We start from the raw sequence: 19,803 nt of genomic DNA on the forward strand, positions 1-19,803 counted from the left end.
TACCGCTAGCCCCGCCCGAGGCGTTCGTCGAGCGTGCGCCCGGCACGTTCGCTGACCACCAGTACCAGCTTCATCATGGCGCGTGTGGCGCCGACGAACAGCTTGCGCAGCGTGCGCTCGTCCAGCGCATCGAAGTCGACTTCGGCGAGGATGACCGCCGGCGCCGACTGACCCTTGAACCGGTAGACCGATTCGATCAGCACATCACCTTCGGAATATTCCGGCTGGCCGAGCAGGTCGTACTGGCCGGTGAAGCTGCGCAGCGCGTTGGCGCCGAGCCGGTCGTGGCGCAGCAGTTCCGACTGTTCGCGGCCACGCCAGCTGACGATGGCGACATCTTCGGCGCGAAAGCCGGCCGCAAAGCACAGGCGGATCGCCTCCTTGACGCGCTGGGTCAGCGGATGCCCGGCGTCATACACCAGCCGCTCGACCTCGTCGGCATCGAACGGCGACGCCGCCTCGATCTGCGCGGCCTCGGGCAGCACGTCCTGCAGCAGTGTCTGCAGCATGTGCACGACCGGACGCGGGCTGCGGAAATTGCTGCGCGCACGCAGCGTCACCCAGCCGGGAAGCTCGATCGGCGTACGGCCGTACAGGTTCTGCATCGGGTCTTCCAGCCAGATCAGACGCGCCTCGTCGGCGGCATGGCGCCACAGGCCGGTCACCCAGTCGGTGGAAAAGTCCTGGCCCTCGTCGACGATGACGGTGTCGAAACGCAGGGCGTCCGGCACGTCGAGTTCGCCGGCGCGCGCGATCAGCGCATTGAACGCGTCGGGGCGTGCGTAGTCGGGTCGTTCGCCGTGCTCGGCCAGTACGCGCTCGCACAGGTGGTGGAAGGTGCACGCCAGCCCGCCCTCGGGCGCGATGCGCGCGAGGTGATCGGCCAGCGGACGGTTGAAGCAGACATACAGCGGACGCAGCCCGGCTTCGACTGCAGCGCGGTACTCGGCGAGCGCGAGTTGCGTCTTGCCCGAACCGGCCGTGCCGACGACGCGCAGTCGGTAGGGCGTGAAGTCGAGCGCGCGCGCCCACTGCGACAGGCCGCCGGCAACCCGGGTCACGCGCTCGCGCGCGATGCCCATGCGCGCGCTGACGTCGGCTTCGAGCTTGATTTCGTCGCGCAGGAAACGATGCACTTCGGCGGCGCGCGCGCCATGTTGGCCCGGCGGAAGAATCGACTGGATGCGCGCCGCCAGCGTGTCGCGCAGCGCCGCATCGACAATGCGTTCCGGCTCGATGCCGGCGGTATGCGCCTGACGCACGAAGTGGTCCGGGCAGTACAGCAGGTATTCGAGGCTGGGCAGTGCGGCGTCCGCGCCGCCCAGACGCGATGCCAGACGGGTGTGCAGCGCGTGGCGCGAGCGCGCAATGCCGACCGCGACATTGCGGTCGCGTCCGCGGTGGCGGGTCAGCAGGCCGTGCGGACCTTCTTCGAGATAGCCGCTGCGCTGTTCGATGGCGAGCAGGTTGCCGGCGGCATTGACGATGACGAAGTCGATGTCGCCGTAGATCGAATACCCCTGATCGAGACGCGTCCAGTGCACGCCGTGATAGACGGTGTAGGCCGGCGGCAGTGCGCGTTCGAGCAGCGCCAGCGTGGCACGTTCGCGCTCCGCAGCCGCGCCCGGACGGATGGAGTCGCCGGCGTCGTTGCCGCCATCCATTTCGCGCCAGCCATCGGGTACCACCTTTGCCACGTGTTGCGTCCTGTCGTCAGATCGGTGCGAGCTTACACGGCGTGTGCGGATCGCCGTGCGCCGCATGCCGGTTATCCACAGTATCTGTGGACAAGATGCTTCATCACGCGGTAACACCGGCCGGAGCGCCGCGCGCTGCAACGGTGTCAATAGGGTTGCTCATTATTGAGGCAGGGTGCGGACAATTGAGGTGATTGCCCGCGCATCCTGGTCACGCAGTCCATCCACAGTTTCTGTGGACAAGGCTGTGGGCGAAAGCTGTATGGCGAGGGCAGCGCCGCCGCCAGCAAGGATGTGGGCACGACGCCTCATTTGCAGGCAGTGTGCTCAATCGGGGCCACGGGCGCCGAGCAGTTCATGCAGGTTCTCGGCCACCATTTCCTCGAAACCGGTTGCCGGGTCGATCTCGCGCCGGATGTCCCAGCCGGTGGCGATGCCGAGAACAAGTTCCATCGTGGTGCGCACGATGCTGCCCGCAAGCAGGTGACCACCCGTGACGCGCCCGTCGGCGTCGGCCACCATCATGTGCAGGTGCACGCCGTGTCGGCTCACCGTTCCGGACAGCGTCAGCAACTCGCTGTCGCCGTCGATGACGGTGGCCCTGTCGCGACCCGCCAGACGCAGCGTGGCGGGTGCCAGGCTGCCCACCGCCGACAGCACGAACGCGGCGCCGATGTCCTGCCGGCGCGCGACGGCTTCCAGACTGCGTCGCAGATCGTCGCCCGGGCGCAGCCGCTCGATGTGCAGGGTGATCATGACCGCACGTTCAGCCGAAAGGCTTCACGCCGATCAGCGCGAGATGCAGCCAGCCGGCGAATACCGCCCAGCCGACGACACCGGCGACGATGGCGATTGCATCGCGTGATGCACTGCCCGCCAGGCGTCGCAGACCGGCTGCGCGGTCGCGCCGGCGCAGCGTGGCGAACATGACGACCGACCACACCAGAAAGCTGCCGAACAGCAGCAGGTCGGCCAGCGTACCGTTGGCGATCAGGTGGGCGAACGCCCAGATCTTCACGCCGGCCACCATCGGATGGCCGAGTTTTGCGCGGATGCGTGTGCCCGGCACATAGGCACAGGCCATCAGAACGAAGGCCGGCAGCGTGAGCAGCGCGGCCAGGTGGCGCGTCCATACCGGGGGTGCCCACAGCAGCGTCGGCGCCATGCGCGCTTCGCCATAGCCCTGCACGATCAGCACCAGGCCGATCAGGGACAGCACCGCATAAAGGACTTTCCACGGCAGCAGACCGAGGCGTGCGACGCCTGCGTCGCGCACGCCCGGAGCAATCAGCCGCGTCGAGTGGACGCCCAGCAGCAACACCAGACCGAGTACCAGCATAGCCATCACATTTTCTCCACGAGAAGGGTCAGAGCAAGGGTCAGAGCGCGAGCGTACCCGAGACGCGCCGTGCGCACCTGCGGCGATGCGGGAATCGTCCTACAGCCACCCCGCCGTGCGGACGACAGGCGGCGCCGTGACCGCTGCGCATACTGCAGTCGTGTCGTGCAGACGGAGAAACGCATCATGACGATTCGATTGCTGATGTCGGCGCTGTGTGGCGCCCTGCTGAGCGCCGCGTTGCTGATCGCTTTCCAGATGGGGCGCGGCACCGCCGCACCCGACAGCGTATCCGCACTGTCGAAGCTTGACGGACGGGAGGTGTTCGACACCGACGGCGTCACACTGGGCGTGGTCGAACAGACTGTGTCCGGGCGTCACGGCGAACGCAGCGCGCGTTACGCCATGGTGCGCGTATCGCGCTCGGGCAATGCCGGCCTGCGTCTGGCGGTGCCTGCATACCGTCTGCAGGCGGTGGACGACGGTCTGATGTTGACGCCCGACTCGGAGGACGATGCGGCTGCGGGCGACGATGACGGTGAAATCCTGCCCGCGGTGTCGCAGCTTCGCAGCACGATCTGAAAGACACGGCCAGGTTTTTGAACGCAGTACCTACTTTCCCAACGGAGACAAGCATGAACAAGCTGATGACGATACTTATTCTGAGTGCCGGTCTTGCACTGGCGGGCTGCAACACGATTGCCGGTGCCGGCAAGGACATCGAGTCCGGCGGCGAGGCGGTGCAGGACACCGCACGCGACGTGCAGAAGAAGATGTAGTACGGCGCTTCACCCCTTCCCGCTTCGCCCGACTCAGGCCTCGAGTCGGGCTTTTTTTTGGGCCGCCAGCGATCACGCGGCCGGCCCGCAAACACCGGACTTCGCGCGACCGGATGCGCCGGGGCGCAGCATGTCGGCGAAGAAGCGAGCCCCGCCGTCAGGCCGGTTTCTTCGCAGCGGCCTTCTTCGGTGCAGCTTTTTTCGGTGCGGCCTTCTTCACTGCAGTCTTGCCCGGGGCAGCCTTTTTGGCGACCGCCTTCTTCACCGCAGCTCCGGCAGGCGATTCGCTCTCCGCCACGTCGGCGCCCGGCGCTGCCGCCTTGGCCTCCTTCGCCCCGGCTTTGGGCTTGACCGCGCGCGGCTCGAATTCAAAGCCCACCTTGCCATCCGGCTGACGCACCAGGAAGGCGGAGAACTTGCGCTTGGTGCGCGACGATACGAAACCCTTCAGCAGATCGGTGCGACCGGCCTCCAGCAGCTTCTGCATCTGTTCCGGTTCGATCGGCTGCTGCAGGATGATCTTGCCCGAGCGGAAGTCGCAGCTCTTGTCCGGACCGACCGCCTTTTCGCAGATGTAGGACATCGGCTGTTCGTACACCTTCGCCGCGCACTTCGGGCAGGCGCCGAGCGGTGTCTGCGACGAGAAATCGACCGGCTCGGCATTTTCGTCATCGCGCGGCTGGCCGAAGTCGAACTCCGGCTCCATCTTGTCGTTGAGCTTGATCAGCGCATTGAATGGCCGGCCCATCTTGTTGCGGAAGCCGGTCAGTGGTCCGACCTGATGGTCGCGCAGCAGAGTGTCGATTTCGTGCGTTTCGAACTGGCGGCTGGCGACGATCTTCCACAGCGCGAAGTCGCAGCTCTGGCACTGGAATTTCTTGTAGTTTTCCTTCACGACACCGCCGCAGCGCGGGCACTTTTCTTCCAGCGTCGCGAAATCGCCCGGAATGGTGTCGCTTTCGTAACTTTTCGCCTGATGCACGATGCGCTGCGTCATGTCGGCGATCTCGCCCATGAAGGCTTCGCGCGACAGCTCGCCGCGCTCGATCTGCGACAGCTTGTATTCCCACTCACCGGTAAGTTCGGGCGAACTGAGTTCGTCGATCTTCAGGCCGCGCAGCGCAATCATCAGCTGGAAACCCTTGGCGGTCGGAATCAGCTCTCGACCTTCGCGCAGCATGTAGCTCTCGAGGATCAGGTTCTCGATGATCTGCGCGCGGGTCGCCGGTGTGCCCAGACCACGCCCGGCCATCGCTGCGCGCAGCTCTTCGTCGTCGATGGTCTTGCCGGCGCCTTCCATCGCGGACAGCAGCGTCGCTTCCGAGTAGCGCGCCGGCGGGCGCGTCTGCTGCGCCTTCACCAGCATGTCCTCGACCCTGACCGTCTCGCCCGGCTTGACCGGCACCAGGCTGGCGGCAACGGTTTCCCCCTTGGCCCTGGCTTCGTCATCGACCAGCGCCGCTTCCTTGCCATACACGGCGAGCCAGCCTGCATTCACCAGCACCTTGCCCTCGGTCTTGAAGGCTTCGCCCTCGACGCGGGTGATCCGGGTGGTGATCTGGTATTCGGCCGCCGGAAAGAACACCGCGAGGAAGCGGCGTGTCACCAGGTCGTAGATCTTGGCTTCGGCCTCGGACAGCGACTTCGGTTCGGTGCCGGTCGGAATGATGGCGAAGTGATCGGAAATCTTGGCGTTGTTGAAGATGCGCTTGTTCGGCTTGACCCAGCCGTGCTTCACGATTTCGTTGGCATGCGGCGCGTAGGTCTGCGGCAGGCGTGCCAGCACGTCGTTGACCGTCGGCAGATAGTCTTCCGGCAACGCGCGCGCATCGGTACGCGGATAGGTCAGCACCTTGTGCTTTTCGTACAGCGCCTGCGCGATCTGCAGCGTGACGCGGGCAGAAAAGCCGAACCGTCCGTTGGCCTCGCGCTGCAGCGACGTGAGGTCGTACAGCAGCGGCGACAGCTGGGTCGATGGCTTGGCCTCTTCCTCGACGGTGCCGGTCTTGCCGGCGCACTTGGCCTGGATGGCACGCGCTTTCGCCTCGTCCCACACGCGTTCGGCGCGGGCGTGCTCGTCGCCTTCCGGCCGCTTGAATTTCTCGTCGATCCAGCGGCCGGTGTACTCACCCGCCACTGCGCCGAAACGACCTTCGATTTCCCAGTAGTCGCGCGACTTGAAGCGACGGATTTCTTCCTCGCGCCGCACGACGATGGCCAGCGTCGGCGTCTGCACCCGGCCGACCGTCGTCAGGTGGAAGCCGCCGGTCTTCGAGTTGAACGCGGTCATCGCGCGCGTGCCGTTGATGCCGATGAGCCAGTCGCTTTCGGCGCGCGACATCGCGGCCTGACGCAGACCTTCGACCTCCTGCGCGCTGCGCAGCTTCACGAAGCCGTCACGGATCGCCGTCGTCGTCATCGACTGCAGCCACAGGCGTTCGATCGGCTTGGTCGATTTGCTGTGCTCGACGATGTAATTGAAGATCAGCTCGCCCTCGCGGCCCGCGTCACAGGCATTCACGAGGCTGTCGACGTCCTTGCGCTTGATCAGCCGTGTCAGCAGGCGCAACCGCTCGGCGGTCTTGTCGATCGGGTTCAGCGTGAAGCGGGGCGGAATGACCGGAAGGTGGGCAAACGACCATTTGCCGCGCTTGACCTCGTATTCCTCGGGCACGGCCAGTTCCAGCAGATGGCCGACTGCGGACGACAACACGTAGTCGTCGCTTTCGAAGTAGTCACCTTCGCGCGTGAATCCGCCGACGGAGCGCGCGATGTCCTGCGCGACCGACGGCTTTTCCGCGATGATCAGTTTTTTGCCCATGCCTGCCCGATGACCCGATCGCCGACTGCGGCGCACCGGGTGCGCGCCGGATCAAGCGGCGTGAAAGCGGCGCATGATAGGGACAAAAATTCCGAACAGGCAAGCGAATACGCGGGACCCCGTCGTGCCCGCCGCGTCGCGCGCCGGATCAATGCGGGGCGCGCGGCTCGTCTTCGTCGGACAGCAGCTCCTCGAGAACCAGGGTGTCGGTGGTCGCCTGCTGGTTCCACAGCACCATCAGTACGATCACCTTGAGCTGGCTCAGCGACACCTCGTCATCCTCCAGCGCCAGCGCACGCTCGACCACGATTTCGCGGGTCAGGGCGTTGATCGCACCGGCATCTTCGAGGAATGAAAGGAAGCCACGGCATTCCGTATCGAGTCGCGATTGCTCCGCTGCCGAGTACAGCCGGATGGAGCGGCTTTCTTCGGCGATCTTCGGCTTGTCGGCGCCGCCGGCGCTTTCAAGACCGGACAGCCAGCCCATGGCTTCCTCGATTTCGTCCTGCTCGAAACCGGCGGCCGTGAGCTTGCGCGCGAGCTGGTTGGGCTCGGGATAACTGTCCAGATGCGCGTAAGTTTCGAAAAGATAGACCAGAACGTCGATCATGATTCGGCTCCGCGCGTGCCGGTTGGCAGCAAGGCCCACCGGCGGTTTGTCACCCGGCTCGGGCAGGCCCGAACCGTATCACCTGATGCGCTGGAATCGTCCGTCCGGCAGCAACGCCACCCGCCTTTCGAGTTCCAGCGAAAGCAGCATGGCGGAGAGGGTGTCTGCCGTCAAGCCGGTTTGTTGCGCAAGGAGGTCGATTCCGACCGGATCGAAGCCCATTGCATCAAGCAGCGCCGAGGCGTCGTCCGTCACGCATGTGGGGGCGGCCCTGGCCGGTGGCGCATCAGGCTGCAGCTCGGACAGGATGTCGCGCGCGTCATCCACCAGTTTGGCCCCCTGGCGGATCAGCTGATGGCAGCCCTTGGACAGCGGCGAGTGGATCGACCCGGGAATCGCGAACACCTCGCGCCCCTGGTCGCCGGCAAGGCGCGCGGTGATGAGCGTGCCGCTGCGTGCGGCCGCCTCGACCACCAGCACACCGCGTGACAGGCCGGAAATGATGCGATTGCGGCGCGGAAAGTTCTCCCGTAGCGCCGGTGTGCCGAGCGGAAATTCGGTGAGCACGGCGCCCTGCGCGGCCACGCGGCGCGCGAGGTCCTGATTGCGCGGCGGGTAGATGCGGTCGGCACCGGTGCCGATCACCGCAATGGTCGAACCCGGGCCGTCGAGCGCGCCATGGTGGGCGGCGGCGTCGCAGCCCAGCGCGAGGCCGCTGACGATGGTCAGGCCGCCGCGCGACAGCTCGCGCGCAAATTGTTCGGCTGTTTGCGCGCCCTGTGCCGTTGCATTGCGTGCGCCGACGATCGCCAGCGCACGCCGGTTCAGCAACTCGACGCGGCCTTTTACGTACAGTAGCGTCGGCGGGTCGGAAATTTCCAGCAGTGCTTGCGGATACGCGGCGTCGGCCAGCGTCACGAGGTGGTTGCCGGGCTGGCGCGCCCAGTCGAGCGTACGGGCGATCGCTGCATCGTCATCGAAAGCGGCCAGCAGGCGGGCCGCCTTGTCGCCGATCGCCGCGGCGATCGCCGGGCCGGACGCAGCGAACACCCGCTCCGGCGGGCCGAATGCCGACAGCAGACGGCGCTGTGCGTCCAGCCCGAGTCCGCGTGTCAGCGTGAGCCGCAGCCAGGCTGCAAGCGATGCATCGGATACGCGCTCCACCCGCGACCGCGCCATCGAGCCGACGATGGTCAGGGCTTGCGGATGCGGTCGCCGACGGCGATCGGGCGCTTGGCATCCATCACCAGCGCGTAGGAAATGGTGTCGAACACCCGGAACACGAAAACCACGCCCGAGCGCTCGTCCGGCATCTGGAAGGTATTGATCTGCTGATCGCGGCGCTCGGTGACCTGCTTGCCGGCGACGAAGGCAGCGAATACGTGTCCGACCTCGACGCCATCATTCGCGCCGCGGTTCAGCAGCACCACGTTGTGACGTCCGGCCGACGCCACGCCGCCGACGATGCGCGCCACGCTGCCTTCGATGTCCTTCTCGGGGGCTCGCGGCACGTAGGCGACCAGTTCAGACGGTGGGGCCGGAATCAGCCGGTCGCCCTTGCCCATTTCAAATTGTGCTGATTCGACCTCGAAGGTCGCCGGGTCGCCTTCGCGCGTCAGTCGCGCATCGCCGAGGTATTCGGCTTCGAAGCCCAGCACCGCCTTGGTTTCCGGATCGCGGATCGGCGCAGCCGGCCGATAGACGTGCCACAGCGACTTGTTGTCGGTCACGCCGGTCACGTAGGCGACATCGCCCGCGCTGAGATAGACACGGCCTTCCTGCGTGCCGACGATGCGCGGCGCCGTTTCGTTGAAACTGGCTTCGACCGCAATCGGTTTGGTCAGGAAGGGTTCGATGGCCTTGTGCGGAATCGAGGCAATCGGCTCGGGCACCGCTTCTTCGTAGGTCCTGGGCGACAGCTTGACCGGCTGGCCGACGCGCAGGCGCGGCGAGCCGTTGAAATCTTCCAGGTAGACGACCTGCCCGGGATAGATCAGGTGCGGGTTGCGGATCTGTTCGCGGTTCATCCGCCAGACTTCGGGCCAGCGCCAAGGCTCCTTCAGGAACAGGCCGGCAATGCCCCACAGCGTGTCCCCCGGCTTGACGACATGGCGGTCAGGCGCGTTGCTGGCAATGGCGGGCGCACCGTCTGACTGGGCGAAGGCGGTCGCGCTTGAAAGGGCGACCAGCAGGGAGCATATAATCTTGCGCATGGTGTGGCCTCGCACTGGCGGATGCCGGTAGCACAACGGTTACGGACGGAGGGTCGCCTCGTTTCGTGTTGCACCGCCGGAACCCGGCCGGGGGTTTGCCTCTCGATATTGGTTCAAGCGTTTGCTACGGCAGCGTGCGCGGCGACTTGAGCTGCGCACGTCCTTGTTCCGCCGCCGGAGATTCATGGGTTGCATCATGGATTGCGGCGCGCGTTGCGTGACGGCAGGCAAGGCTCAGGCCATCGGCATGCGTCAGTGTAGCAAGCTGCTTCAACTAATGACAGTCTGCATGAAAATTCACTGCTAATCCATTAAATCAGCACGACTTTTATGGCACTACTTCCGATACTGAAATTTCCCGATCCCCGTCTGCGCAAGAAAGCGTCGCCGGTCCAGGGGGTCGATGAAAGCACGCGCAGACTGGCCGCCGACATGGCAGAAACGATGTATGCCGCACCCGGAATCGGACTGGCCGCGACCCAGGTCGATGTGCACAAGCAGGTCATCGTGATTGATATCAGTGAGGACAAGACGGAGCTGATCACGCTGATCAACCCGCGCATCGTCGAGCGCGACGGCGAGCAGGTGTATGAGGAAGGCTGTCTGTCGGTACCCGGCATCTACGAAAAGGTGACGCGCTCGGAGCACATCCGGGTCATCACGCTGTCGCTCGATGGCACCGAGCACGAAATCGATGCACACGGCCTGCTCGCCGTGTGCATCCAGCACGAAATGGATCATCTGTTGGGCAAGGTGTTCGTCGATCACCTGTCGCAACTGAAACAGAGCCGCATCAAGAATCGCATCGCGAAGCAGGCCCGCGAAAGCGCCTGATGCCCTCACGCTCACTCACTGACCGGCCGCGCATCGCGTTCGCCGGCACACCTGAATTTGCCGCTCGTGCGCTCGACGCGCTGATCGGTTTCGACTGCGACATCCCGCTCGTGCTGACCCAGCCTGACCGGCCGGCCGGCCGCGGCATGAAGCTCACGCCCAGTCCGGTGAAGGCGCGCGCCCTGGCGCATGGCCTGACGGTGGATCAGCCCGATACGCTGAAAACGCCGGAACTGCGTGCGCCGCTGGCGGAGGCCGCGCCCGACCTGCTGGTGGTCGTCGCCTACGGCCTGCTGCTGCCGCGCGCCGTGCTCGACATTCCGCGCCTCGGCTGCATCAATATCCATGCGTCGCTGCTGCCCCGCTGGCGCGGCGCCGCGCCGATACAGCGCGCCATCGAAGCGGGCGACGCCCGCACCGGCATCACGCTGATGCAGATGGACATCGGTCTGGACACCGGCCCGATGCTCGCCGAGCATGTGGTCGACATCACGGACATCGACACGACCGCCACGCTGCACGACCGGCTGGCCGAAGCCGGCGCGCGGCTGCTGATCGATACCCTGCCCGACCTGCTGGCAGGCCGCGTCACGCCGCGCGCGCAGCCGGACCATGGCGCGTGCTACGCGGCCAAGATCGGCAAGACCGAAGCGGCCCTCGACTTTCGTCGTCCCGCGTCCGAACTGGGTCGCCGGCTGCGCGCTTTCGATCCCTTTCCCGGCGGGCTGATGTCGGTTGATGGCACGCCGATCAAGCTTTGGCGGGCCGAAGTGCTGGCCGAGCCGGGCGCACCCGGCCTGATCAGCCGGGTCGATGATCACGGCGTGGTGATCGGCTGCGGCGCAGGCTCTCTGTGCATCACCGAACTGCAGAAGGCCGGCGGGCGCCGGCTGCCGGTGGCCGAATTCCTGCGCGGTCACGCGCTTGCAGCGGGCCAGCAGGCACAGCTGCCGGGCTGAGCGTCGGCCGGGCGCCCGGTGGCGTTGCTCGTATCTTGCAGGGAGCCCCCTGCCTTGTAGTCGCGCCTTTCCAGCCACCCTGCCCGCAACGCCGATCAACTGCGGTTTTCGGCTTGAATTTTCGGCTGAGTGCGCAATCTATACGGCGTCCGATTTCACTGACTGGTAAGCACAATGTTTGGCAACTGGCTGAAAACCTCGATCCTGATGGCCGGCATCGTCGCGCTGTTCGGCGTCGTCGGCGCGGCCATCGGGGGGCAGCAGGGCATGCTGCTGGCGCTGCTGTTCGGCGGTGCGATGAATGTCTGGGCCTACTGGTTCTCCGACAAGATGGTGCTGCGCATGTACAACGCGCGCGAGGTCGACGCCGCCTCGTCGCCCTATCTGTACAACATGGTGGCTGAACTGGCGCAGCGGGCCGAGCTGCCGATGCCGCGTGTCTATCTGATCGACGAAGCGCAACCGAATGCCTTCGCAACCGGCCGCAACCCGGAGAATGCAGCCGTGGCGGCAACCACCGGGATCGTCCGCATGCTGTCCGCGCGCGAGCTGCGCGGCGTGATGGCGCACGAACTGGCGCATGTGAAAAACCGCGACATCCTGATCTCGACCATTTCGGCCACGGTATCCGGCGCCATCTCGGCGCTGGCGCAGTTCGGCATGCTGTTCGGCGGCAGCCGTGATGCGGACGGCCGTCCGGCCAACCCGGTGGTCGGCATCATTGTTGCCCTGCTGGCGCCGATTGCTGCCATGCTGATCCAGATGGCGATCTCGCGCACGCGCGAGTTCGGGGCCGACCGGGGCGGCGCGGAAATATCGAATGATCCGCATGCATTGGCGGACGCACTCACTAAAATAGACGCTTACGCGCGGGGTATCCCCATGGCAACCGCCGAAGCGCACCCGGAGACCGGCCAGATGATGATCATGAATCCCCTTTCGGGCGGCGGCCTGCGCGGCCTGTTCAGCACCCACCCGGAAACGGCGGAACGCGTGGCGCGCCTGCGCGCGCTGGCCCGCTGACATGGATCGCGACTGGCGGCCCGACGGCAATGCCCGCAACGTGCTCGGCGGGCCGCTCGAGCCGTGTTCGTTCAAGCCGCTGACCGGTTTTTTCCGCGACGGCTGCTGCAACACCGACGACAACGACTTCGGCTCGCACACCGTGTGTGCGGTGCTGACCGACGACTTCCTGCTGTTTTCCCGCGCGCGCGGCAATGACCTGTCGACGCCTCGCCCGGAGTACGACTTCCCCGGCCTGCGGGCCGGCGACCGCTGGTGCCTGTGCGCAGCACGCTGGCGCGAAGCCTTCGACGCCGGTCAGGCACCACAGGTGATCCTGGTCGCCACGCACGAGGCTGCGTTGCGCTATGCGTCGATCGAAGCGCTGCGCCAGCACGCCTGGACGGGTTGATCGTCCGCTTACCCCCGACAGGACTCGCTCCGGAGCGGGTCCTGACTCGCCTCTTGCCGGTACCCATGCATTGAATTCCGTATCTTCTTCCGGTCAGCCGGTCGCCGCCGATTCACTGGCGGCAGCCCTGCTCGGAGCCGCCCACGCCGTGGCTGCCGTACTCAAGGGTGATGCGCTGGACGACGCGTTCAGCCGCACGCCTGACACACTGTCGACCAACACCGCCGCCGTGCGCGATCTGGCCTACCAGTGCCTGCGCGCGCATGCCGCGATCGAGGCCCGGCTCGCCGTGCTGGTGCCCAAGCCGCTGCGCGAGCTCGATCGGCGTGCATTGCTGCTTGTCGCGCTGTGCCGCCTCGATGCGCGACCGGACAGCGCGCACACCACGGTCAGCCAGGCGGTCGACGCGGCGCGCACGCTCGGTGGTGACCGCTTCGGCGGACTGATGAATGCGGTGCTGCGCAGCGCGCAGCGGCGTGGTGACGAACTTGATGCCGCGGTCGCGGGTGATGACGCAGCGCGCCTGCAACACCCGCGCTGGTGGCTTGACCGCTTGCGCCGCGACCACCCGAATCACTGGCAGGACATCGCGCAGCAGGGCAATGCCCATCCGCCGATGGCACTGCGCGTCAATCTCCGGCGCGCCACCCGGGATGAGGTACAGGCGCGCCTGACGGCCGAGGACATCGCGACGACCCGCCACGGCGATGCCGGCCTGCTGCTCGACAGGCCGTGCCCGGTCGCCCGCCTGCCCGGCTTTGCCGAAGGCCTGATGTCGGTGCAGGATCTGGGCGCCCAGCGCGCCGCCGGGCTGCTCGACGTGCGTGCCGGGCAGCGCGTGCTCGACGCCTGCGCAGCACCGGGCGGCAAGGCATCTCATCTGCTGGAATGCGCCGATATCGAGCTGCTGGCGCTCGACCACAGCGCGCCGCGTGCGCAGCGCATCAGCGAGAATTTCGCACGGCTCGGGCTGGACGGTCGGGTGCAGATCGGCGATGCCGCGGCGCCTGACAAGTGGTGGGACGGCAAGCTGTTCGATCGCATCCTGGCCGACGTGCCGTGCAGCGCGTCCGGTGTCGTGCGGCGGCACCCGGACGCAAAGTGGCTGCGCCGGCCGGACGACATCTCTCGCTTCGCGAAGCAGCAGCGCACCATGCTGGACAGCCTTTGGCGCGTGCTGGCGCCAGGTGGTAAATTGCTTTACGCCACCTGTTCGGTGTTCCGCGCGGAAAACCACCAACAGGTCGCCGCCTTCGTGACCCGCCATGCCGACTGCCAACGCCTGAGCCCATGCGGCGCATTCGATCTGCAACTGCTGCCGGACGCCGAGCATGACGGGTTCTACTACGCCCTTCTGCAGAAAACCCACGGTGTCTGAACGACTCCCGCTCTGGCCGGGGGTCTGGCGCTGCATCCTGGCCTGCCTGTTGACGGTCTGCCTGATGACCCCCGGTCACGCTGCGGCCGATGTGGAAATGCGCGATGTCCGGCTCGATCACAGCGACGAGGGCTATCAGCTGTCGACCGACATCGGCGTCACGCTGTCGCCGCGGCTTGCCGAAGCGGTGACACGCGGTGTGGCGCTGTACTTCGTGCTCGAATTCGAAATCAGCCGGCCACGCTGGTACTGGCTCGATGAAGACGTGGTCGAGCGCGCGCTGACCTACCGCCTGAGCTATCACGCTCTGACCCAGCAGTACCGGGTATCCACCGGTGCGCTGCATCAGGGCTTCGACACGCTGGACGAAGCGCTCAAGCTGATCGGCCGGCTGCGCAACTGGCCGATCATCGACTCGGGGCGTCTGAAGGCCGGCGGCAGCTATGTCGCTGCATTGCGCCTGCGGCTCGATGTGACCCAGCTGCCCAAGCCGTTCCAGCTCAGCGCGATGAGCAATCGCGACTGGACGCTGGAATCCGAGTGGCAGCGCTGGGGCTTCACCGCACAGCAGGCGGTGCGGCAGTGAGGAATTTCATCTTCGCCAGCACGGCGCTCAGTGGCGTGCTGCTGCTACTGCTGTCGCTGGCCAGTGAAAATACTGCGCTGTTCGCGCGCAGCTACCCGCTGCTGCTCGGCCTGAATGTGGCTGTGGCGCTCGGCCTTCTCGGTCTTGTGACCTGGCTGGTGGCGCACCTGCTGCGCGAGCACCGCGCCGCGGTGTTCGGCTCGCGTCTGAAGCTGCGCCTGTTCGCGGCGTTTGCTGCGCTGGCGGTGGCGCCGGGCGCGCTGATCTACGTGCTGTCGGTGAATTTCGTGTCGCGTTCCGTCGATTCGTGGTTCAACGTGCGTATCGAACAGGCACTCGAAGGCGGCCTCATCCTCGGTCGCAACACGCTCGACTACCTGTCAGCCGACCTGCTGGAAAAGGCCCGTACGATGGCGCGCGACCTGTCCGACACACCAGTGCTCAAGCGCAGCGCACGGCTCGACGTGCTGCGTGAGCAGGCCGGCGTGGAGAGTGCAACGCTGTTTTCGCCGCAGGGACAGGTGGTCACGACCAGTTCGTCGGCCACCCGGCTGGTGCCTTCGTTGCCATCGCCGTCGCAGCTGCGCCAGGCGCGCCAGGGCATGGGTCTGACCACCGTGGACACCGACAGCAACGACGGCCTGACCGTGCGTGCGCTGGTGTTCATCGGTGGCGCGACACTGGCGTCCGACGCCCCGGTGCTGCAGCTGCTGCAGCCGCTGCCGGCTTCGCTGGCGCTGAATGCGGAGGCGGTACAGAGCGCCTATCGCGACTATCAGGAACTGTCGCTGGCGCGTGCCGGACTCAAGCGCATCTTCGCGCTGACACTGACACTGGCGCTGCTGCTCGCGCTGCTGTCGGCGCTGGCCGTGGCCTTCGTGATCAGCCGACGCATGTCGGCGCCGCTGTCCATCCTGGCGCGCGGCACCGATGCGGTGATGCAGGGCGATTTCAGCCCGATCCCGGCGCTCGCCACGCGCGACGAGCTGGGCACATTGACCCAGTCGTTCCGCCGCATGACCGAACAGCTCAACGATGCGCGCGCGCAGGCCGAGCGCAGCCGCAGCGAAACCGAGGCGGCACGCACCTACCTCGAAGGCGTCCTCGGCAACCTGTCGACCGGTGTGCTGGCGTTCAGTCCGTCCACCCGGTTGCGTGCCGCCAACCAGGGTGCGCTGGCCATCCTGGATGACCGGCTCGAAGGCTGGGAAGACATTGCGCTGGCTCAATGGCCGCGTCATCCGGAGTTGCGCGACACCATCCTGGCGGCCATCGACGAGGGGCAGGAGTCGTGGAGCCGGCAGATCGACATCGCCGATCCGTTCGGCCCGGGCAAGACTTTGCTGCTGCGCGGCTCGCAGCTGCCGCAGGCCGGCGGCGGCGGTTTCGTCGTGGTGTTCGACAACATCACGCAGCTGATCGCCGCGCAGCGCAGCGCCGCGTGGGGCGAGGTGGCACGCCGACTGGCGCACGAGATCAAGAACCCGCTGACGCCGATACAGCTGTCGGCCGAGCGGCTGCAGTTCAAGCTGTCGGACAAGCTCGACGAGGACGGCCAGCGCCTGCTGGCGCGTGCCACCTCGACCATCGTCGATCAGGTCGAGGCGATGAAGAACATGGTCAATTCCTTCCGCGACTACGCGCGGCTGCCGCAGCCGGTACTGACGCCGCTCGACCTGAACCGGCTGGTGGACGAAGTGCTCGGTCTGTACGAAACCTCGACGCCCCGCATTGAACGGCATCTGGCGACCGACCTGCCGCACATCAGTGGTGACGCCGGCCAGCTGCGACAGGTCATCCACAACCTGCTGCAGAATGCGCAGGATGCTTCGGCCGAAGCCGGCACGCCGCAGATCAGCGTGCACACGCGCCGCCGCGGCAACCGCGTCGAACTGTCGGTGCGCGACAACGGCCACGGTTTTCCGGCCCAGGTGCTGGCGCGCGCGTTCGAACCCTATGTCACGTCGAAAGCACGGGGTACAGGCCTTGGGCTGGCCATCGTGAAGAAGATCGTGGATGAGCACGATGGTCGCATCGAAATCGAAAACATTGCGCCGCACGGCGCTGAAATCCGCATAGCGCTGCCGCTGGCAGCCTGAAAGTCAGGAAAACATGGCTCGCATACTGGTGGTCGACGATGAGATGGGCATCCGGGAGTTGCTGTCCGAAATCCTGCGGGACGAGGGGCATGACGTGACGCTGGCGGAGAACGCGGCTGCGGCGCGCAATGCGCGTCTGGCCGCGCGACCTGACCTGGTGCTGCTGGACATCTGGATGCCCGACACCGACGGCATCACCTTGCTGAAGGAATGGGCGTCGGGTGGGCAATTGACCATGCCGGTCATCATGATGTCCGGCCACGGCACCATCGATTCGGCCGTTGAGGCGACACGCATCGGCGCGCTCGATTTCCTCGAAAAGCCGATCGCACTGGCCAAGCTGCTGTCCAGCGTGAAGCGCGCGCTGATCCGCAGTGCGCCAGCCGAACAGCGCCCGGCTGCGCCTTCGCTGGCCGGCGTCACGCGCAGCGGGGCGCTGCGCGACCTGCGCCGCCGGCTGGAACAGATGGCCAGCCGTTCGCGCATCATCATGCTGCGCTGCGGCCCGTCGAGCTTCGCCGAACTGGCAGCACGCACGCTGGCGGTGCCCGGGCGGCGCTGGATCGAACTGGCTGGCATACCGGGCGCCATCACGCAGGAGCAGCTCGACGCGGCGCGCGGCGGCGTCATCCACGCCGGCGACATCGGCACGCTGTCGCGCATGCAGCAGAAAAATCTCGCCTTCGCGGTCGACCGGCTGGAACGGCTCGACGCGAAACTGATTGCCAGCTGTGCCCAGCCGCTGGCGGAATTGCAGGCCGCCGGCGGCTGGGACGATGTCTTGCTGTCGCGGCTGTTCGACGTCGTGCTGCCGCTGCCGACGCTGGCCGAACTGCGCGACGAAATCGGCGATCTGGCTGACGACGTGCTGAAGCATCTGGCGGACGCGGGCGAGATTCCGGTGCGCGCGCTGGCCGAGTCGACCCGGCCACTCCTGCGCCAGCACCCGTGGCCGGGCGGTTACGGCGAACTGGTGGCGGCGCTGCGTTCGGCTGCGCTGGCCACGCTTGACGATGATCTGGACGCGAGCGCGCTGCGCGCGCTGCTGCGCCCGGCCGGCAACGCGGCACTGCCCGGCCTGAACCAGCCGTTGCGCGATGCGCGCGAGGCGTTCGAGCGGCTGTATTTCGAACACCACATGGAACGCGAAGGCGGCAACATGACCCGGCTGGCGGAGCGCTCCGGGCTGGAGCGTACCCACCTGTACCGCAAGCTCAAGCAACTCGGGCTGCCGGTCGGCCGTCGCACCGAACATCAGGACTGATGGACGGAACCGAACGGCAGTCCTGAACGGCAAGTCCGCGCGGTGGACGCCCCGGGTTCCGTCAGGCGCGCTGGCGGAAGGTCATGTAATACACCCCGGCGACCAGAATGCTGCCGCCGACGATGTTGCCCAGCGTCGCCGCGACCAGATTACCCGCCAGCCCGGCCGCGGTCAGTCCCGACAGATCGACGCCAGCCGGCAGCACGCCGTTCGCATGCAGCAACATGCCCATCGGAATGAAATACATATTGGCGATGCAGTGCTCGAATCCGGCGGCCACGAACGCCGATACCGGAAACACGATCGCCAGCACCTTGTCGGTCACGCTGCGCCCGGCGGTCGCCAGCCAGACTGCGAGACAGACCAGGGCATTGCACAGGATGCCCTTCACGAACACGATCAGGAAAGGTGTGGCCGTCTTGGCCGCCGCCACCTTCACATAGGTTTCCGCCACCGCTCCGCCGTTCATGTCGCCGTGATGTGACAGGAACACCAGGGCCACCATGCCCAGCGCGCCGACCGCATTCGCCACATATACGATGGCCCAGTTGCGCGCCAGCAGACTGAATGGAATGCGCCCCTCGGCCCAGGCCATGACCAGGAAATTGTTGCCGGTGAACAGCTCGGCGCCGGCCACGGCCACCAGGATGAGGCCGAGCGAAAAGGCAAGCCCGCCCAGCACACGGGTCAGCGCAAAGCCGAGCGAGGCATCGCTGGCCACCAGCGTGAAGTACAGCGCACCGAAGCCGATGAAGGCGCCGGCCAGCACACCGAGCATGAACATCGTGCGCACTGGCAGGTTGGCTTTCACGATGCCGATGTTTTCGACCTTCTCGGCAATCTCCTTCGGCGAGTAAAGATCGATCCCCAGATTGCTGGCCATGCGTTCTCCTTGTCGGTTTTGTGTGCGGAACCCGTCTCGCGCGGGCAGGCCGACAGTGTAGGATGCTGACCGTGACGCCGGTAGATTGCCGGCCCCGCGGCAGCCCACCAGTTCGCTCGCCGCGTGGAACATGCACCACAGAAGTCAGCCAGACGCACAGTGCCGGTGAGCAATCCGCCCGCCGGCCCGCGCACCCGCCGGACCACCCGTCACGGCCAAGCGTCGCACGAAAACCCCTGACCGGCCTTCTCCGCAGCGCAGCGGAGCAGCATCGGCTTTCGGGTTCAACGCCCTCTCTTGACATTGACGGAGTACGACCATGAGAACCCGCCTCACCCTGACGCTCGACGACGCGCGGCAGATTGCGGCCGCGGCGGAAGCCGAAGCCCTGAAACGCAACTGGCCGGTCACCATCGCCATCGTCGACGACGGCGGCAACCTGATGTGGCTGCAACGCCTTGACGGCGCGCCGCCGATGAGCACCCAGATCGCACCGGAGAAGGCCCGCACCTGCGCGCTCGCGCGCAAGCCGAGCAAGGCGATCGAGGACGTGGTCAACAGCGGCCGTCTGGCCGCATTGCGCATGCCGGTGCTGCCGCTGGAAGGCGGCGAAATGATCGTTGTGAACGGCGAATGCGTCGGCGGGGTCGGCGTATCGGGCGTGAAGTCGAGCGAAGATGCCATCGTCGCCCGCGCCGGTATCGCGGCCATCGGGGCAAGCTGGGAACTACCGGCCTGACGAGCCCTTGGGGGAGCGGTCCTGTGGGAGCGGTTGTGGGAGCGGCGGCCCCGCCGCGATCCGTGCCGCGATGGTCGCTGTGCGAAGTGCGTATCGCGGCGAGGGCGGAGCGGTAATACCGTTCAGTTAAGGTCTTTTTTCAGAACGCGGACGGTGTAGCGCTTTGGCCGGGCTTTGACAACACGGGG

Annotated in this window: 19 protein-coding genes; 11 read left to right on the forward strand and 8 right to left on the reverse strand. The window is 66.4% G+C overall.

From position 1 onward, the window contains the following. Nucleotides 1-5 precede the first annotated feature (5 nt). The 3 genes from NMQ14_RS14475 to NMQ14_RS14485 all read right to left on the reverse strand — a co-directional run bounded on the left by NMQ14_RS14475 (nt 6) and on the right by NMQ14_RS14485 (nt 3,042). Nucleotides 6-1,697 carry an ATP-dependent helicase gene (locus NMQ14_RS14475; RefSeq protein WP_257097240.1) on the reverse strand — a complete coding sequence of 564 codons (1,692 nt, stop codon included), beginning with the start codon at nt 1,695-1,697 and terminating at the stop codon, nt 6-8. A gap of 327 nt (nt 1,698-2,024) precedes the next feature. Next, complete coding sequence (locus NMQ14_RS14480; protein WP_257097241.1) at nt 2,025-2,453, reverse strand: PPC domain-containing DNA-binding protein; 429 nt, start codon at nt 2,451-2,453, stop codon at nt 2,025-2,027. 10 nt (nt 2,454-2,463) lie between these two features. Next, nucleotides 2,464-3,042: an NnrU family protein gene (locus NMQ14_RS14485; RefSeq protein ID WP_257097242.1), complete on the reverse strand. Its 579-nt coding sequence runs from the start codon at nt 3,040-3,042 to the stop codon at nt 2,464-2,466. Between the two features lie 180 nt (nt 3,043-3,222). On the opposite strand from NMQ14_RS14485, the gene NMQ14_RS14490 reads away from it, so the two are divergent. Further along, on the forward strand, nt 3,223-3,618 hold the full coding sequence (locus tag NMQ14_RS14490) for a hypothetical protein (RefSeq protein WP_257097243.1): 396 nt from the start codon (nt 3,223-3,225) through the stop codon (nt 3,616-3,618). A gap of 53 nt (nt 3,619-3,671) precedes the next feature. After that, entirely contained in the window at nt 3,672-3,815 is a 144-nt protein-coding gene (locus tag NMQ14_RS14495) for an entericidin A/B family lipoprotein (protein ID WP_069038830.1), read from the forward strand. A 157-nt stretch (nt 3,816-3,972) separates the two neighbouring features. Here NMQ14_RS14495 and NMQ14_RS14500 read toward each other — a convergent pair whose 3' ends face one another. The 4 genes from NMQ14_RS14500 to NMQ14_RS14515 form a co-directional block, all read right to left on the reverse strand. Continuing rightward, a complete protein-coding gene (locus NMQ14_RS14500) occupies nt 3,973-6,636 on the reverse strand; it encodes a DNA topoisomerase III (protein ID WP_257097244.1) in 2,664 nt (887 codons plus the stop codon). Between the two features lie 148 nt (nt 6,637-6,784). After that, nucleotides 6,785-7,246 (reverse strand): DUF494 family protein, encoded by a 462-nt coding sequence (locus NMQ14_RS14505; RefSeq protein WP_069038828.1) that lies wholly within the window; start codon nt 7,244-7,246, stop codon nt 6,785-6,787. Between the two features lie 78 nt (nt 7,247-7,324). Next, nucleotides 7,325-8,410 (reverse strand): DNA-processing protein DprA, encoded by a 1,086-nt coding sequence (gene dprA / locus NMQ14_RS14510; RefSeq protein ID WP_257097245.1) that lies wholly within the window; start codon nt 8,408-8,410, stop codon nt 7,325-7,327. Nucleotides 8,411-8,439: 29 nt separating this feature from the next. After that, a complete protein-coding gene (locus NMQ14_RS14515) occupies nt 8,440-9,459 on the reverse strand; it encodes a LysM peptidoglycan-binding domain-containing protein (protein WP_257097246.1) in 1,020 nt (339 codons plus the stop codon). Nucleotides 9,460-9,789: 330 nt separating this feature from the next. On the opposite strand from NMQ14_RS14515, the gene def reads away from it, so the two are divergent. The 8 genes from def (at nt 9,790) to NMQ14_RS19730 (ending at nt 17,993) form a co-directional block, all read left to right on the forward strand. After that, nucleotides 9,790-10,293, forward strand: coding sequence for a peptide deformylase (gene def / locus NMQ14_RS14520; RefSeq protein ID WP_257097247.1), 504 nt, complete (start codon nt 9,790-9,792; stop codon nt 10,291-10,293). Then, nucleotides 10,293-11,252: a methionyl-tRNA formyltransferase gene (fmt, locus tag NMQ14_RS14525; protein ID WP_257097248.1), complete on the forward strand. Its 960-nt coding sequence runs from the start codon at nt 10,293-10,295 to the stop codon at nt 11,250-11,252. Before def ends, fmt begins: the two co-directional genes overlap by 1 nt. Nucleotides 11,253-11,426: 174 nt before the next feature. Next, complete coding sequence (htpX, locus tag NMQ14_RS14530; RefSeq protein ID WP_257097250.1) at nt 11,427-12,275, forward strand: zinc metalloprotease HtpX; 849 nt, start codon at nt 11,427-11,429, stop codon at nt 12,273-12,275. A 1-nt stretch (nt 12,276) separates the two neighbouring features. Continuing rightward, the gene (locus NMQ14_RS14535) at nt 12,277-12,666 is read left to right on the forward strand and encodes a DUF2237 family protein (RefSeq protein ID WP_257097252.1); all 390 of its coding nucleotides are present in this window, start codon (nt 12,277-12,279) and stop codon (nt 12,664-12,666) included. Nucleotides 12,667-12,781: 115 nt separating this feature from the next. Beyond that, complete coding sequence (gene rsmB / locus NMQ14_RS14540; protein ID WP_373457199.1) at nt 12,782-14,044, forward strand: 16S rRNA (cytosine(967)-C(5))-methyltransferase RsmB; 1,263 nt, start codon at nt 12,782-12,784, stop codon at nt 14,042-14,044. Then, nucleotides 14,037-14,630 (forward strand): DUF4390 domain-containing protein, encoded by a 594-nt coding sequence (locus tag NMQ14_RS14545; RefSeq protein WP_257079145.1) that lies wholly within the window; start codon nt 14,037-14,039, stop codon nt 14,628-14,630. Before rsmB ends, NMQ14_RS14545 begins: the two co-directional genes overlap by 8 nt. Next, nucleotides 14,627-16,729: an ATP-binding protein gene (locus NMQ14_RS14550; RefSeq protein WP_257097255.1), complete on the forward strand. Its 2,103-nt coding sequence runs from the start codon at nt 14,627-14,629 to the stop codon at nt 16,727-16,729. The genes NMQ14_RS14545 and NMQ14_RS14550 overlap by 4 nt, the downstream gene beginning before the upstream one ends. A gap of 13 nt (nt 16,730-16,742) precedes the next feature. Beyond that, the gene (locus NMQ14_RS19730) at nt 16,743-17,993 is read left to right on the forward strand and encodes a sigma-54 dependent transcriptional regulator (RefSeq protein WP_306441254.1); all 1,251 of its coding nucleotides are present in this window, start codon (nt 16,743-16,745) and stop codon (nt 17,991-17,993) included. A 61-nt stretch (nt 17,994-18,054) separates the two neighbouring features. On the opposite strand, the gene NMQ14_RS14570 is transcribed toward NMQ14_RS19730, so the two are convergent. Continuing rightward, entirely contained in the window at nt 18,055-18,876 is an 822-nt protein-coding gene (locus NMQ14_RS14570) for a formate/nitrite transporter family protein (protein WP_257079143.1), read from the reverse strand. A gap of 319 nt (nt 18,877-19,195) precedes the next feature. Between NMQ14_RS14570 and NMQ14_RS14575 the strand changes: the two genes are divergently transcribed. Then, nucleotides 19,196-19,615: a heme-binding protein gene (locus NMQ14_RS14575; protein WP_257097257.1), complete on the forward strand. Its 420-nt coding sequence runs from the start codon at nt 19,196-19,198 to the stop codon at nt 19,613-19,615. Nucleotides 19,616-19,803 lie beyond the last annotated feature (188 nt).

Origin of the sequence: Methyloversatilis sp. XJ19-13, from assembly GCF_024580155.1 — a bacterium.
In the GTDB taxonomy this organism is placed as follows: Bacteria; Pseudomonadota; Gammaproteobacteria; order Burkholderiales; family Rhodocyclaceae; genus Methyloversatilis.

Excerpts from the sequence above, each read along its gene's own strand:
- NMQ14_RS14535 (WP_257097252.1), top strand. The coding sequence starts at position 12,277 with ATGGATCGCGACTGGCGGCCCGACGGCAATGCCCGCAACGTGCTCGGC.
- NMQ14_RS14480 (WP_257097241.1), bottom strand. The coding sequence starts at position 2,453 with ATGATCACCCTGCACATCGAGCGGCTGCGCCCGGGCGACGATCTGCGA.
- NMQ14_RS14570 (WP_257079143.1), bottom strand. The coding sequence starts at position 18,876 with ATGGCCAGCAATCTGGGGATCGATCTTTACTCGCCGAAGGAGATTGCC.
- NMQ14_RS14500 (WP_257097244.1), bottom strand. The coding sequence starts at position 6,636 with ATGGGCAAAAAACTGATCATCGCGGAAAAGCCGTCGGTCGCGCAGGAC.
- NMQ14_RS14505 (WP_069038828.1), bottom strand. The coding sequence starts at position 7,246 with ATGATCGACGTTCTGGTCTATCTTTTCGAAACTTACGCGCATCTGGAC.
- NMQ14_RS14515 (WP_257097246.1), bottom strand. The coding sequence starts at position 9,459 with ATGCGCAAGATTATATGCTCCCTGCTGGTCGCCCTTTCAAGCGCGACC.
- NMQ14_RS14575 (WP_257097257.1), top strand. The coding sequence starts at position 19,196 with ATGAGAACCCGCCTCACCCTGACGCTCGACGACGCGCGGCAGATTGCG.
- NMQ14_RS14495 (WP_069038830.1), top strand. The coding sequence starts at position 3,672 with ATGAACAAGCTGATGACGATACTTATTCTGAGTGCCGGTCTTGCACTG.
- fmt (WP_257097248.1), top strand. The coding sequence starts at position 10,293 with ATGCCCTCACGCTCACTCACTGACCGGCCGCGCATCGCGTTCGCCGGC.
- NMQ14_RS14485 (WP_257097242.1), bottom strand. The coding sequence starts at position 3,042 with ATGGCTATGCTGGTACTCGGTCTGGTGTTGCTGCTGGGCGTCCACTCG.
- def (WP_257097247.1), top strand. The coding sequence starts at position 9,790 with ATGGCACTACTTCCGATACTGAAATTTCCCGATCCCCGTCTGCGCAAG.
- htpX (WP_257097250.1), top strand. The coding sequence starts at position 11,427 with ATGTTTGGCAACTGGCTGAAAACCTCGATCCTGATGGCCGGCATCGTC.
- NMQ14_RS14490 (WP_257097243.1), top strand. The coding sequence starts at position 3,223 with ATGACGATTCGATTGCTGATGTCGGCGCTGTGTGGCGCCCTGCTGAGC.
- NMQ14_RS19730 (WP_306441254.1), top strand. The coding sequence starts at position 16,743 with ATGGCTCGCATACTGGTGGTCGACGATGAGATGGGCATCCGGGAGTTG.